The 14,784-nt window shown below is 64.0% G+C and carries 11 protein-coding genes; 3 read left to right on the plus strand and 8 right to left on the minus strand.

Annotated elements, in window-relative coordinates:
• Positions 1-40 precede the first annotated feature (40 nt).
• Positions 41-859, minus strand: a complete 819-nt coding sequence (map, locus tag A4249_RS00520; protein WP_017504701.1) for a type I methionyl aminopeptidase — start codon at positions 857-859, stop codon at positions 41-43.
• A 97-nt stretch (positions 860-956) separates the two neighbouring features.
• Here map and A4249_RS00525 point away from each other — a divergent pair, with 97 nt between their 5' ends.
• On the plus strand, positions 957-1,724 hold the full coding sequence (locus A4249_RS00525) for a competence/damage-inducible protein A (RefSeq protein WP_066549873.1): 768 nt from the start codon (positions 957-959) through the stop codon (positions 1,722-1,724).
• 162 nt (positions 1,725-1,886) lie between these two features.
• Positions 1,887-3,251: an OmpP1/FadL family transporter gene (locus tag A4249_RS00530; protein WP_066549874.1), complete on the plus strand. Its 1,365-nt coding sequence runs from the start codon at positions 1,887-1,889 to the stop codon at positions 3,249-3,251.
• A 111-nt stretch (positions 3,252-3,362) separates the two neighbouring features.
• Here the strand turns inward: A4249_RS00530 and A4249_RS00535 are convergent, their stop codons facing one another.
• Together A4249_RS00535 and A4249_RS16430 are read right to left on the minus strand one after the other, a co-directional pair.
• On the minus strand, positions 3,363-4,859 hold the full coding sequence (locus tag A4249_RS00535; RefSeq protein WP_442854489.1) for a DEAD/DEAH box helicase: 1,497 nt from the start codon (positions 4,857-4,859) through the stop codon (positions 3,363-3,365).
• A 276-nt stretch (positions 4,860-5,135) separates the two neighbouring features.
• Positions 5,136-5,696 (minus strand): hypothetical protein, encoded by a 561-nt coding sequence (locus A4249_RS16430; protein WP_066549889.1) that lies wholly within the window; start codon positions 5,694-5,696, stop codon positions 5,136-5,138.
• Between the two features lie 164 nt (positions 5,697-5,860).
• On the opposite strand from A4249_RS16430, the gene A4249_RS00545 reads away from it, so the two are divergent.
• Complete coding sequence (locus tag A4249_RS00545) at positions 5,861-6,613, plus strand: hypothetical protein (protein ID WP_066549892.1); 753 nt, start codon at positions 5,861-5,863, stop codon at positions 6,611-6,613.
• 109 nt (positions 6,614-6,722) lie between these two features.
• Here A4249_RS00545 and A4249_RS16435 read toward each other — a convergent pair whose 3' ends face one another.
• From A4249_RS16435 to A4249_RS00560, 5 genes are all read right to left on the minus strand, one after another.
• Positions 6,723-7,229, minus strand: a complete 507-nt coding sequence (locus A4249_RS16435) for a hypothetical protein (RefSeq protein ID WP_156494561.1) — start codon at positions 7,227-7,229, stop codon at positions 6,723-6,725.
• The gene (locus A4249_RS16440; protein WP_156494563.1) at positions 7,226-7,852 is read right to left on the minus strand and encodes a RipA family octameric membrane protein; all 627 of its coding nucleotides are present in this window, start codon (positions 7,850-7,852) and stop codon (positions 7,226-7,228) included. Before A4249_RS16440 ends, A4249_RS16435 begins: the two co-directional genes overlap by 4 nt.
• Before the next feature lie 456 nt (positions 7,853-8,308).
• Positions 8,309-8,695 (minus strand): TIR domain-containing protein, encoded by a 387-nt coding sequence (locus A4249_RS00550; RefSeq protein ID WP_066549894.1) that lies wholly within the window; start codon positions 8,693-8,695, stop codon positions 8,309-8,311.
• A gap of 132 nt (positions 8,696-8,827) precedes the next feature.
• Entirely contained in the window at positions 8,828-11,056 is a 2,229-nt protein-coding gene (gene uvrB / locus A4249_RS00555; RefSeq protein WP_231868823.1) for an excinuclease ABC subunit UvrB, read from the minus strand.
• A gap of 184 nt (positions 11,057-11,240) precedes the next feature.
• Positions 11,241-14,657: a class I SAM-dependent DNA methyltransferase gene (locus A4249_RS00560; RefSeq protein WP_082853987.1), complete on the minus strand. Its 3,417-nt coding sequence runs from the start codon at positions 14,655-14,657 to the stop codon at positions 11,241-11,243.
• Positions 14,658-14,784: the final 127 nt, after the last annotated feature.

The raw sequence follows: 14,784 nt of genomic DNA on the forward strand, positions 1-14,784 counted from the left end.
ATCACGAAAGTGGTTGTGTCAGCGCATGACGCGCCGTCCGTCAGTTTGGTCGGAACAGCCCCGCCGGCGACGCCGTGAAGATTTCCAGTCCGTCTTCCGTTACCCCGATGGTGTGCTCGCACTGGGCCGAGAGGGACTTGTCGCGCGTCACGGCGGTCCACCCGTCGGACAGCACCTTCACGTGCGGCTTGCCCAGGTTCACCATCGGCTCGACGGTGAAGAACATGCCGGGTTTCAGCACCGCGCCCTCGCCGCGACGGCCGTAGTGCAGGACATTGGGGCTGTCGTGGAAGACGCGGCCGATGCCGTGGCCGCAGAAGTCGCGCACCACGCTCATGCGCTGAGCCTCGACGAATTTCTGGATCGCATAGCCGATGTCGCCGAAGGTGTTGCCCGGCTTGACCTGCTCCAGGCCCAGATCCAGCGACTGATAGGTCACGTCGATCAGCTTCTTGGCCCGCGCATTGATCTCGCCCACCGCATACATGCGGCTGGAATCGCCATGCCAGCCGTCCACGATCACGGTGTGGTCGATGTTGACGATGTCGCCGTCCTTCAGCACCCGGTCGCCGGGAATGCCGTGGCAAACGACGTGGTTGATCGAGGTGCAGACGGTCTTCTCGTAACCCTTGTAGCCCAAGCAGGCGGGCAGGCCGCCGTTGTCCAGGGTGAACTCGCGCACCAGATCGTCGATCGTGCTGGTCAGGACGCCCGGCTTCACATGCGCCGCGATCATGTCCAGCGCCTCGGCGACCAGACGGCCGGCCTTGCGCATGCCCTCGAAGTCTTCCGCCTCATGGATGCGGATGGCGCTGGAGCGGACCAGGACGTCGGTTTCGAGTTCGGGCGTTTCGTACATGGGGCGATCGGTCTGCAAAAGGCGGGATACGGCGCAATCCGTTCGCCGCAGATGGGCGTTATAGCATGAAACCTCAAGCCTGCCCCCGGATTCCCGCATGACCGACGCTGACACCGACCGTTCCGGCCCGACCGCCGCCGTCCTGGTCATTGGCGACGAAATCCTGTCGGGCCGGACCCAGGACACCAACACCAACACCATCGCCCGGTTTCTGGCGGCGTTGGGGATCGACCTGATGGAGGCGCGGGTCGTCAGCGACGATCACGGCCGGATCGTCGAGGCGTTGGACGCCCTCCGCTCACGCTGGGACTATGTCTTCACCACCGGCGGCATCGGTCCGACCCATGACGACATCACCGCCGACGCCGTGGCGGCCGCCTTCGGCGTGGCCCTGCATGAACATCCCGACGCGCTGGCGATCCTGTCGCGCCGCTATGGCGACGACTTCAACGCCGCGCGCCGTCGCATGGCGCGCATCCCCGAAGGCGGCGTTCTGATCGCCAATCCGGTCACCGATGCGCCCGGCTTCCAGATCGGCAATGTCTTCGTCATGGCCGGCGTGCCCAAGATCATGCAGGCCATGCTGGAGGATGTGGCCCCGCGCCTGCGCACCGGCGCGATCGTTCATGCCCAGACCTTGAAGGTCGGCGGCGTGGGCGAGGGGGCGGTGGCCGATGTGCTGCGGGCGGCGGCCAACCAGCGTCGCGACCTGTCGTTCGGCAGCTATCCGTTCGGCCATGGCAGCGTCGGCGAGATCGGAACCCATCTGGTCATTCGTGGCCGCAACGCCGATCAGGTCGATGCGGCGGCGCATGATTTGATCGCAGAACTGCGTAATCTAGGCATCGATGTTGCCGCTGCGTAACCTCGCAAAGCCGTGATCGTGTGCGGCTCAGGCGCCACGGTTTCGCCTGTTTCCGGTCCGATGGGGGCCTTGCCCGCAACGCTTTCGCGCCGCGAACGCTGAGAGGGCTCCTCCCCTGATCGACCGCGCGTAATGCGGCCGGCGCTTACTTAGGTGTATGAAATGACCTCCAGGAACTTCGCCCGCGTGGGCGGGATCGCCCTGACGACCGCCCTGCTGGCCGGCGTCGCCGCCCCGGCCATGGCCGGCTCCTTCTATGTCCAGGAACAATCGACCCGCGGCCAGGGTCGCGCCAACGCCGGCGTCGGCGCCGACAAGGGCGTCCAGTCGCTGTGGTGGAACCCTGCCGCCATCGCCGGAACCCAGCGCGAAGTCTATGTCGGCATGCACGGCCTGATCTTGGACTCCGACGTCGACAACCGCGGCTCCACGCTCAGCTACAACCTGCCTGCCCCGACGCCGCCGTTCCCGGCCGGCACCATCCTCAGCGGCTCAACCGTTGTGGCTGGCGACCCGCATGTCCACGACGTCGTCGAAAGCGGCATCGTGCCGAACTTCGCCGTCTCCATGCCGATCGGCGACCGCTTCAACGTCGGTCTGGCCGTTCAGGCGCCCTACAACTTCACCACCAAGTACGAACAGCCCGACTTCGCCCGCTACGACGCCCTGACGTCGGAACTGCGTTCGGCCAACGTCAGCCTGGTCGCCGCCATGACGGTCACCGACTGGCTGGACATCGGCGCCGGCTTCGACGCCCAGTACGCCAAGGCGACCCTGTCGTCGGCGCTGCCGAACCTGCCGACCGTTGCTGGCGTTGCTCCGCTGGTGCTGATCCCCTCGGCCACCGACGGCCGCAACCAGCTGGAAGGCGACGGCTGGGATTACGGATGGAACGCCGGCGCCCAGATGCACTTCGGCAAGCTGGACCTGGGTCTGTCTTACCGCTCCAAGATCGAACACGAGCTGGAAGGTTCGGTAAACATCTCGGGCCTGACCGGCGTCCTGGCCGGCGCCAACGTCTCGACCGATGGCGGCGCCTCCTTCACCACGCCTTGGTACGCCACCGTCTCGGCCCGCTACGCCGTCAACGATCGCCTGACCCTGAACGCCCAGGTCAACCAGATCGGCTGGAGCGAGTTCGACGCCATCCGCGTCGCCTACACCGGCGGCGGCTCGACCATCGTTCAGGACTATGACGACGTCACCACCGGCGCGATCGGCTTCGACTACAAGATCGATCCGTCGATGACCTTCCGCGCCGGCCTGGGCTACGACCCGACCCCGACGCCGGACGATCACCGCACCGCCCGTATTCCGGACGGCGACCGCTGGCTGTACGCCGCCGGCCTGTCCAAGACGATCGGTTCGATGACCTTCGACGGCGCCGTGACCTACATCGACATCGACACCGCGACGATCAACGACACGCGCGACGTCTATGGCAACGGCCTTGTCGTCTCGAACCTGCGCGGCGAAGCGCAAGGCTCGGGCGTCGGCTTCTCGCTGGGCGCGACCTGGAACTTCTGAGTTCCGCTCAGCCCCGGCTGACATGAGAACGGCGGCTCCTTCGCAGGAGCCGCCGTTTCTTTTGTCTCAACATGAAGGCGGCGGGGAGCAAACGCTCCCCGCCCCGCAGGCTCAGCCCTTGGCGGCGCCGCCGTAGCCCTTGCCGCCGTTCGACGGGCGGCGACGGGGGCGGCGCTTCATTTCGCCCTCGGCCGGTTTGACATTGTCGTTGATCGAGGGGACGCGCTCGCCGGCCAGGGGGTTGTAGGCGCGCTCGGGACGCGGGGCCGCCGGGGTCTCGCCCGGGCGGTTGCGACGCTGGCGGTGCGGCTGGCCGCCGCCTTCCGGACGCACGCCCTCGCGGTGTGGCGCGCGACGGCCGCGACCGCCCCGTCCCTGGCCGCCCTCGTTGCGCTCGCCGCCCTCGCGTTCCGGCATGGTCGCCTTCTTGCCGACGCCGGTCGCCATGATGGTGGCGTCCAGCTGACCCAGGGCCTTGTCGTTACGACGGTCGATGGCCGGGATCTTCTGGCGTGTGACCTTTTCGATGTCGCGCAGCAGCTTCATCTCGTCGCCGGCGACGAAGCTGACGGCGGTGCCGTCCTTGCCCGCCCGCGCCGTGCGGCCGATGCGGTGGACGTAGCTTTCCGGCACGTGCGGCAGTTCGAAGTTTACGACGTGCGAGACGCCGTCCACGTCGATGCCGCGCGCGGCGATGTCGGTGGCGACCAGGACGCGCAGCTTGCCCTTCTTGAAGGCTTCCAGGGTGCGTTCACGCTGGGGCTGGCTCTTGTTGCCGTGGATGGCCCCGGCCTCGACGCCGCCGGCTTCCAGATAGGCCGCGACCTTGTCGGCGCCGTGCTTGGTCTTGGTGAAGACCAGGCAGCGCGTGTATTCGGGATCGCTGAACATCTCGGTCAGCAGGGCGCGCTTCCTGCCCTGTTCGATATAGACGACCGACTGGCTGATGCGCTGCACCGTGGTCGACTGTGGCGTGACCTGGACCTTGACCGGGTCCTTCAACAGTTCGCCCGCCAGCTTGCCGATCTCAGACGGCATGGTCGCCGAGAAGAACAGGTTCTGGCGCTTGGCCGGGATCTTTGCGACGATCTGGCGGATCGGCTTGATGAAGCCCAGGTCCAGCATCTGGTCGGCCTCGTCCAGGACGAAGATCTCGGTCGAGGACAGGTCCAGGTTCTTTTGCTGGATGTGGTCCAGCAGGCGGCCGGGCGCGGCGACCAGGATGTCCAGACCCTGTTGCAGGGCCCGCTCCTGACCGCCGTATTTCACGCCGCCGAAGATCACCGCGACGCGGAAGCCCAGGTGCGCCCCATAGGCCTTGAAGCTGTCGCCGATCTGGGTGGCCAGTTCACGCGTGGGGCTCAGGACCAGCACGCGGGTCGTGCGCGGCTTGGGGGCGATGCGGTTTTCGGCCAGGCGATGCAGGATCGGCAGGGCGAAGGCGGCGGTCTTGCCGGTGCCGGTCTGGGCGATGCCCAACAGGTCCTTGCCGGCCATGACGTCGGGGATGGCCTTTTCCTGGATCGGGGTCGGCTTGGTGTAGCCGGTCGAGGCCAGGGCCTGCAGCAGGGCCTTGTTCAGGCCCATGGATTCGAATGTGGTGCTCACAGCAGTCTATCTTTCGCGTAGCGGCAGGGCGCTATCAGCCATGGCATGACGCCGTCGGGCCGCGCACCGCCAGTCCCGACGGGGCCTCGGGGAGGAGGCCTGCGGGGTGGATCGGGCGCCGCCCCGCGTGTCCGGGCAGCGAATGGATATGAGGGGCCGGCGGCTTCTACAGACAGGTCCGAAGGGGACCCACACGCGCTGGAGACGCCGGAGATCGCGAGTGTGCGACGCCGCGCAAATGGGCGCTTATCGCCGATAAGTCAACTGCGGCGCCCATCAGGGCGCGTATCGCGTGGCCGCCTCGGGCAGTCCGTCGGGCAGGCCGATGGCCGCGCGCCAGTCCTCGGGATGCAGCCGCGCCATCTCCAGATCCAGCCACGCCAGCGGCTTCAGCGCCCCGTCGTCCCAGAACCGCTCGGCCCACGGCTGGCCCGTCTCGATCGCCCGCGCCCGGTCCCGCGCCGTCGCCTCGGGCCCCAGATGCGTCGCGCGCCAGTGATACAGCCACGGAATATGCCAGTGCGGCGCCCGGCTCAGCCGCTCGTCCGTCATCGCCGCCGCCAGACATTCCGCCAGCGCCCGCGCGTCCTCCAGCTGGGCGTTGAAGGCGTCGCGCCGCGCCTGGATATGCCGGTCCCAGCCCTCGGCAGGCTCGATCGGCGCCAGCGTCGGTTCGGGCCGTTTCCAGCCTTCCGCCTCGCGCCGCTTCCACAGGGCGGGCACCCCGACGTCATAGCGTGCGGCGACGGAGCGCGCGGTCTCGCCGTCCTCCCACGCCTTGCGAACCTCAGCCCAGACGGCGTCCGGCCGGATCTTGCGATGTATGCCCTGGCTCATGGGACGGGGGTGTCGCACGCCCCTGCGTCATCATCGGTCGCACCCGCGCCTCATGCGCAGCTGGCGCGTGACCCCTGACATGTCGCGATGTGGAAAATCAAATCTCTAGCCTCGAAAATCGGCCTTCTTCCGGCCTGGGGTAGAGACCGCCCCATAATGCCCGCATGGAAAAACGCCGCTACAAGATCAAACCGCCCGAGGTCTGGACCCAGGTCCGAAAAGACTATCTGTCCGGCCTCGACGCCAAGACCGTCGCCGCCCGCCACGACGTGACCGAGGCCTCCATCCGCGCCCGCGCGACGAAGGAGGGCTGGTCCCGCCATCCGCGCAGCGAGGCCGCGACGCCCGGGCCCCAGCCCCTGTCGCCTCAGGACGCCGCCGACCTGTCGCCCGACGACCCCAACGACCCGGCGGCCCTGGCCCGCGCCGCCGCCCAGGCCTCGGGCCGCGCCCTGCACGCCCAGGACTTCGCCCAGGCCCGCGCCCTGGCGGCCCTGGCCGAGACCTATCGCAAATTGGCCGACCGTGACGGCCCCGGCCGCGCCGCCCGCCTGACGGTGAAGAACGCGCCCCTGCAACTGGTCTTCGACATCCTGACCAATGAGGCCGAGGCCGAGCGCCGCTTCGCCATGAACACCAGCGACAAGAGCGACTGGGAACTGCGCGGCCAATACTGGCAGGCGAAGCAGAAGCTGGAGCGCGCCAACACCGAATGGGGCCACGCCCAACTGGCCCGCCGCGTCCAGCTGGACCGCCGCATCGCCGCCCTCGAGGACCAGCTCCGCGCCGCCGGCCTCGACCCCGTCATCGAACGCGAACAGGACCGCCGCATCTCCAAAGGGATCGACCTCTACGTCGGCGAGCCGCGCGGGACCATCACGATGGAGGAGTGGGACAAGACGCTTGATGAGCTCTAACCGCGCTCTCATCTCGGCGAAATTGAAAACTTGGCGTAATGATAAATATAAGCCTATAATCTATATAGGATTATCTCTGACAATCCTACATAGTGATGTTATGATCAGTCTAACCGTGATGTTCGTCTGGGGTAGATCGAAGATAACCTTGTGACTGATTTATAGGATTAATCACGAAGACTGGAAGGCCCAAGCTCATTGCGTAGCTAACAACTTCCCCTGTTCCGCCAATTCCTGCCGCTGGTTTTTCATCCCAGATAGCGAGTAGCTCATCGACTTGATCAACGATCCAACGCCCAGCGGCCAAAAATGCTTTGGGGTCCGCGACATCTGCAGGCAATCTCACCACCTTAGATCGAGACAGCAATCGATCAAATCGCTCGCGATCAACAGATTCTTCGAAGGTTCGCTCGTAACCAGACGAAGGAATAACGGCCGTATGGGTCAAGCCTCTATCGATTGCTCTCTCGGCAAAGATTTGGTCGGCTCCGGCTGCCAGTGATGAATAGGCGGAGTCTGATTGGGACAGTTTGCGAATGTACGTGTCGATCTCATCGACAGTCCACTTCCAGTCTGCACCATCTCGATCTTGATGTCCGCTTACTCCCACTTTCATGCGGATTGTCCACAGGCGGTTGAAAACGCCAAATTAAGGGCTTTGCCTACAGTTAGCCAAGGAGTGGCGAATACGATCTGCGCCAAGTAAAGGCCAATAAATATTCGCGGGACAAGTAATTCTGTCACGTGAAAAGGACGATGTCGTATGCCATCCTGATTGGGATCTAGAAGTCGCCATTCTTGGCCGAAAGGCTGAAAATGAAGGCCTTTTTCCATCTCTTGAATGACAGAAAACTTGGCTGTGTTGAGCGTCTTATAGCTATCAATACCGGCAATCCATAAAAGGGATGCCAATATGCCGGCTAAAGAAACCGCTATAATTACGTGAAACGGCGAATCTGAGGTTCGAATGTACGCGCTCGATCCAAATATCAACGTATTAAGAGTCAGATAGAAGCTGTTTGCGGCTTGGCGACGCTGACTGACACGATCAGCCATTTCAACCATTAGTTTGAAGAGTTCAATTTCTTCCGCTCGGCTAGCAGCTTTGCCATCGCTGGAGCTGCTTGATGGTGGCCGGTTAGGCCTTTCTGCGGTTACCACAGTTGGGGTGCGCTCCCACGGTTCTGATGAACTGCTCTTACTCGATCTATCCATTGCGCCAGAGGTTGGCTCCAGCATGGTTCCGTCAATGAAGGCGGTTTCGAAAGATCAAACTCCGGCATAGAAAGGCCGAGTGCGCCACGGTCGAAGATGCCGTCTGCCACGACGCCGCGTTCGCGCCACAGAAGTATTGGAAGTCCGATCTGATAAGCCATCGCTGACTCAATCTGGCAATAAGGGCTGCTAAGCCAAGTACCATCCCTTGATTGCTGTTCCTCCTCCATGTCGGAATCAGGCCTGTCGATACCTTTGGAGATGTACGTGCGTCGGAGACCAATACAGACTAGGCCGCAACACCCGTTCATAAGCCGACGAATGGCCTCCAAGGGCGCAGACATATCATACTCCGACCGGCCCAATGTTATTGGCTGAAGCCCGCAACCATCGAGATGTCTCTCAACCTCTACGATGAAATCTTCTTGTACGCTAAGAAAACTCTTTGGCGTGCTAACGAATACAGGAAGCTTCATCCGATCAGAGCTTGGCAAGAAATGCGCTGATGTTATCCCAGGTCCAAGCTTTCACCGAGAGCCCAGCAATATCAAGCGGAAGACTCGCTGGCCGATCTTCAGTCGTAGTGTAAATCCCCAGCGTTGGTACCCGCTCTTGGTTCGCCGCCCCGATTTCCCAAAGCTGGCCGGCGGCCTTCGCTGTGTTTTTGCTGATGAGTGCAATGACCCCGTCGCAACCTTGGATTCGAGCGCGGCATTGCGTCTTCCACTTTTCATCCCATGGTTCTTTCACCGACATATCGGTGAAGGTGAAAGAGCTCCGAGCATTGAGGGCTTGGCCGACGAGATAGTCCCTCGCCCACTTATCCTCGATTGCAAACGCGATAAAAATCTTGTGGCTTTTGGCCATCTAAGCCTCCGTTGTAGTTGTGTGAACTTGTACAATGACGGCGTGGTTGGCAAGCATCGCGATGGCAGGCGGTTTACGCCCGGCCCACCGAAACACGGCGAGCAAAACCTTTTGCGATGAGCGTAGTACTCTCTAAAGCCGCCCCTTCCTGAACCGCTCCTGCGCTTCCGCCGCCGCCTCGGCGCGCCAGCGTTTGGGCGCGGACTTGTCGACGGCTTCGCCGGCGCCGGTCAGGGCTTCGTTGGCGAACTCCAGGTCCATCAGCTTCATGCGCTTGATCTCGTCGCGCAGGCGGCCGGCTTCCTCGAACTCCAGGTTGGAGGCGGCCTCGCGCATGCGGCCTTCCAGGTCGCGCAGGGCGGCCTGGAAGTTGGAGCCGACGAAGGGTTTGGAGGCTTCGGCCACGCCCGGCTTGGTCAGGCGATCCATCTCGCGCGACTCATAGGGGCTGTCCATGATCTCCTTGATGTCGCGCTTGACCGTTTCGGGCGTGATGCCGTGTTCGGTGTTGTAGGCGACCTGGCGTTCGCGGCGGCGGTCGGTCTCGGCGATGGCGCGCTCCATACTGCCGGTCATGCGGTCGGCGTACAGGATGACGCGGCCGTCCACATTGCGCGCGGCGCGGCCGATGGTCTGAATCAATGAGGTCTCCGAGCGCAGGAAGCCCTCCTTGTCCGCATCCAGGATGGCGACCAGGCCGCACTCGGGGATGTCCAGCCCCTCGCGCAGCAGGTTGATGCCGATCAAACAGTCGAACGTTCCCAGCCGCAGGTCGCGCAGGATCTCGATCCGCTCCAGCGTGTCCACGTCGGAGTGCATGTAGCGGACGCGGATGCCCTGCTCATGCATATATTCGGTCAGGTCCTCGGCCATCTTCTTGGTCAGGGTGGTGACCAGGCTGCGATAGCCCTTGGCCGTCGTCGCCTTGACCTCGTCGATGACGTCGTCGACCTGGTTGCGGGTCTTGCCGGAGACGGGGCGAATCTCGACCGGCGGGTCGATCAGGCCGGTGGGGCGGATCACCTGCTCGACGAAGACGCCGCCCGCCTGTTCCATTTCCCACGGGCCGGGGGTGGCGCTGACGTGCACCGTCTGGGGGCGCATGGCCTCCCATTCCTCGAACTTCAGCGGGCGGTTGTCGATGCAGGAGGGCAGGCGGAAGCCGTATTCCGCCAGCGTCGACTTGCGGCGGTAGTCGCCCCGGAACATGCCGTTGATCTGGCCGATGGTGACGTGGCTCTCGTCCACGAACAGCAGGGCGTTGTCGGGGATGTATTCGAAGAAGGTCGGCGGCGGCTCGCCCGGCGCCCGGCCGGTCAGCCAGCGGCTGTAGTTCTCGATGCCGGCGCAACTGCCGGTGGCCTCCATCATCTCCAGGTCGAACCGGGTGCGCTGTTCGAGGCGTTGCGCCTCCAGCAGCTTGCCGTTCTCGACCATCCAATCCAGCGTCTCCTTCAGCTCCGCCTTGATGCCGGCGGCGGCCTGGTTCAGCGTCGGCCGCGGGGTCACATAGTGGCTGGCGGCATAGACGGTGATCTCGTTCAGATCGGCCGTCTTCTTGCCGGTCAGCGGATCGAACTCCTGGATAGCCTCCAGCTCGTCCCCGAACAGACTGATGCGCCAGGCCCGGTCTTCCAGGTGGACCGGGAAGATTTCGATCACATCGCCCCGCTTCCTGAACATCCCCCGGTCGAAGTTCAGATCGTTGCGCTTGTATTGCAGCGCGATCAGATCCGCCCGCAGCTTCGCCTCGTCGATCTGGTCCCCCACCTTCAGCGTGAACGTCATCGCCGTATAGGTCTCAACCGACCCGATCCCGTAGATGCAGGACACCGACGCCACAACAATGACGTCTTCGCGTTCTAGTATAGCTCTAGTCGCAGAGTGCCGCATTCGGTCAATCTGCTCATTGATGCTTGAATCCTTTTCAATGTACGTATCCGTACGCGGAACATAAGCCTCTGGCTGGTAGTAATCGTAGTAGCTGACGAAGTATTCGACCGCGTTGTCGGGAAAGAACGATTTGAATTCGGAATAGAGCTGGGCCGCCAGCGTCTTGTTCGGCGCCAAGATCAGGGCGGGGCGCTGGGTTTCCTCGATCACCTTGGCCATGGTGAAGGTCTTGCCCGAGCCGGTGACGCCCAGCAGGACCTGGTCGCGGTCCCCGGCCTGGGCCTGGGCCACCAGTTCGGCGATGGCGGCGGGCTGGTCGCCGGCGGGCGTGTATTTGGTCTCAAGCCGGAAGCGGCCGCCCTTCTTCTTGCCCTCGTACGAGGGGCGGTGCGGCACCCAGTCGGCGGGCGCGGCGACCGGCTCCTCAGGCGTCAGGCGCGGCCCGGCGACGGGGGCGAACATCGGCATTTTCCCGGTGTCGCGCAGGAAGGCGGCCGACACCTCCTGCACCCCCGGATTGGGCACGTGAACGGGCTTGGCCGGCTTGGCGGCGGCGGGCTTCGGCGTCGAAGAACGGTTCATGAACAGAACTTAGTGCGTGAGGAGGTCTCTCGCCATAGCGCCGCACGACCGCAAGGGTTGCTCCCGCCGGTCAGGCCGCGCGGCGCGCGGCGTAGGTTCCGCCCGGCAGGGCGGTGATCCAGCCATAGCGGACAAGGGTCGACAGGGCCTGGACCACCCGCTGTTCGATCCGCTTGCCGCCGCCCTTGAAGGCGCGCGACACGGCGGCGGCGTCCATCGGACGGTGTGCCGCCTCCAGCACGGCGTGGATGGCCATGGCCTGTTCGCCCTTGTCCTTGGGGAAGGCCGGCAGGCTCTTGTCGATGGCGACGACCGTCTCGCTCAGGTCCAGTCGACCGGACTTGGCGGCGGCGCCCTTGGCGAAGCGCGGAATCTGATAGTCGGGCCGCAGCCAGCGGACATGGCCCGCCGCCTCTTCCGCCGCGCGTGCGGCGTTCAGGGCGACCAGCCGTTCCAGAATCTGTTCGTCGCTCAGGTCGTGGGGCCAGCCATAGGCGTCGGCCGTCGCCCGGTCGATCTGATCGTGCAGATCCTTCAGGATCAACACCCGGCCGCGTTCCTTGACGTCCTGATCCTTGGCGTCCAGCGGCGTCCCGGCGCGGATCTTCTCCAGCACATTGTAGAGGCCTGTCAGGGTCAGGTCCGGATGCTCGGCCTGCACCGTCTTGCGCGTGGCGTCGAGTTCCTCGCCGAGGTCGCTGAGGATGGTGCGGAGGGCGTCGGACGGGTCGGGGAAGGGGAAGGGGTCGAAGGTGCGGGATTTTGTATAGACGGAATCATTGCCCTGACCGAGCCAGCCCCCTGCACGCAATGCCCAGGTCACGTGGATTTTCGACGATAGGATGGACAACGTAGCCCCATCATCGTGGGCGATCACGACAGATTTGTCGTCCAACACAACTTTGCTTGCCACGAACTGGAACAAGCGATGGCGAGCGGTATCTACTGTAGCGATCATCCGTTCGATGCCGGCTAAAGCGGGTCGAAGATCACGGCGGGGTTCGCCAAAAACCCACCAATTGTCGCGGTATGAGGCCCTATTGTTGCGATCCCGTTCCGGCTTCACTGTATCCAGAAGATGCTGGTAGACTTCCGGATAAGCACGTCTGACCTCTTCGGCAGACACGCCGAACAGGTCGATGACCTTCAGATCGCGCGAGTAAGCAGTGAGGTCGCGGCCATTTCGATATGGTCGGATGTACTGCTCTAATCCCTGACGGGTGCCCAAGCCTAGATGTTCTGCTTCCCCCTGACGCAGAAGGAAACCCGCGCCGTGGAGCTTTACGCCGTCGTGAGCCATGCCTGCCCCAGCCGAGAGCTTGGCCGCCGTCGTCACATCAGCGCCAACAGACAAATCGGGGTTGATACGCCCCCGAAGTGCCCTGAAGTCGAGTTTGGGATCGTCGGTGTCTAACCCAGCCTCGCCTATGACCTCGCTCAGCACACCGTCGTTGCGGCCTTGAGCGACAACTGTCATAGCAATCCGAACAGCAGCGGCGCCGGGCGTCCCTTTGACCCACGGATGATCGGGCACGGCAAAGATAATGGACAGGCCGGGCTTAGCGGAAAGATGGCGTTCCACGACGCGACGAAGGAAGACTTGGCTGATCGAATTCGTCGTAACGAAGCCAAAACGGCGAACTTGTGATTTCTTCCGCGTCAGGAGTTCCGCAGCCCGGTCCCACCAGTACATGACGAAGTCCGCGCTGCCATTGACGTGCGAGTGGACCCGCCAAAGAGTCTCCGCGTAAGGCGATCCAAACGCCTTACGGAAATCGCTCGCGGCAATAAACGGTGGGTTCCCCACGATGAACTCCGCCGTCGGCCAGTCCGGCCGCCGCGCGTTCGGATAGACCTGAACAGCAACCCCGTCCTTCATTTCGAACTGATGCTCGGGATAGCCGTCCCAGGTCAGGACCGCGTCCTTCTGCTGGATGTTGCCGAAGGCCTTCAGGATCGGTTCGGCGGGGTGTTCGACACTGTTGCGATAATGCTGTTGCAGATAGCCGATCCACAGCACCAGTTCGGCGATAGCGGCGGCGCGGACGTTCAGTTCGATGCCCAGGAACTGGTGCGGATCGACGGTCTCGAGGCCGATGCCCTCGGTCTCGCCCAGTTCGGCCAGCGCCTCCAGCACCTCGCCCTCCAGCCGCTTCATCAGCTCCAGCGAAACATAGAGGAAGTTGCCGGTGCCGCAGGCGGGGTCCAGCACGCGGGTCATGCAGAGCTGATGGTGGAAGGCGCGGATGGCCGCCACCGCCTCTCTCTTTGCACTATCGCGCTCCGCGCTGCTTGAGTGCGCGGCGTCGCCTCGCTCCCGCGCATCCCCCGCCTTGATCAGGGCGGCGTTCCAGTCGGCCCTCAGCGGCTCCATCACCGTCACCTCGACCAGCCGTTCGACATAGGAACGCGGGGTGTAGTGGGCGCCCAGCTTGCGCCGCTCGCCCGGCTCCAGCGCCTGTTCGACCAGGGTGCCGAAGATGGCCGGCTCCACGTAACGCCAGTCGTGGCTGGAGGCGGCCAGCAGTTCCCCGATCTCCTCGCGTCCCAAGGGGAAGGCCTTGGCGTTCTTGAACAGGCTGCCGTTGAAATGGCGCAGATGCAGGCCGAAGCCGGCATAGAAGCGGTTCTCATACTCCGGCGCGTCCATGCTCTTCCACAGGGATTGAAGCATCGGTGCGAAGCTCTCGGGATGGTCCAGCTGGTCCTTCAGCAGGGCGGTGAACCGCCCGCGCGGCAACAGGTCCACGTCCTCGGCGAACATGGTGAAGATGCACCGCATCAGGAAATGGGCGACCTCTTCCGCCGGATGCTTCTTCTCCAGCCGTTTCGACACCTCGGCCAGCCGCTCTGCGATCTGGCGGGTGACGCGGGCCGACTCGCGCGTCGGGTCCAGCGACAGGGGTTCGGTCCAGATGGCCTTCAGCCGCTTGACGATCTTCGCGTCGCGCAAATCCTCCAGCCGGACCCGGAAGCCCTTGCGGTCGGGGAAGTGGGAGTACGCCCGGCCGCTGCCCGAAAAGTCGGCATAGACCTCGAACACATAGCCGACGTCGCAGACGATGATGAAGGGCGGGGCGGCGTGGTCGGCCGGCAGGCGGAAGACATAGTCCTCGGCCTGACGCCGGGCGTTGCGCATCAGCACGTCCCACTTGCCCTGCGACGCGGCGGTCGAGGCGGTTTCGTCCGCCTTGAACAGCGTGCCCTGCCCGTCGTCGCGATGCGCCGCCCGCGACTGTTTGGCCTCCAGGATGAAGCAGCCGCGCTTGTACAGGTCGATCCGCAGGGTCGAGGCCAGGCCTTCGGATTCGCGCCGCTTCACGCCTCGCTCGAACACATAGTCGTTGGTGCGGGTGTCGTCGCTGGCCGGATCGGGGCGCGGAAGGCCCAGCGCTTCGCAAAGCTCCGTCAGGAACATCTGATAGTTGGCGCGCTCGGCGCCGCCGCGGGCCTGGCTCCAGCGTTCGATGAACGTGTCGACGTCCAAGTCAGTCTCCCCCAAGAAGGGCGCACTTGGCCTAGATCGCCGAGAGGTTGCAAGGCGGGAATGAAGCCGTTCGCGCTTGACACCCTCGCACAGTATGTCCCATACACTGTGCGGCACACACTATGTG

This window comes from Brevundimonas sp. GW460-12-10-14-LB2 (assembly GCF_001636925.1).
Classification (GTDB): Bacteria; Pseudomonadota; Alphaproteobacteria; order Caulobacterales; family Caulobacteraceae; genus Brevundimonas; species Brevundimonas vesicularis.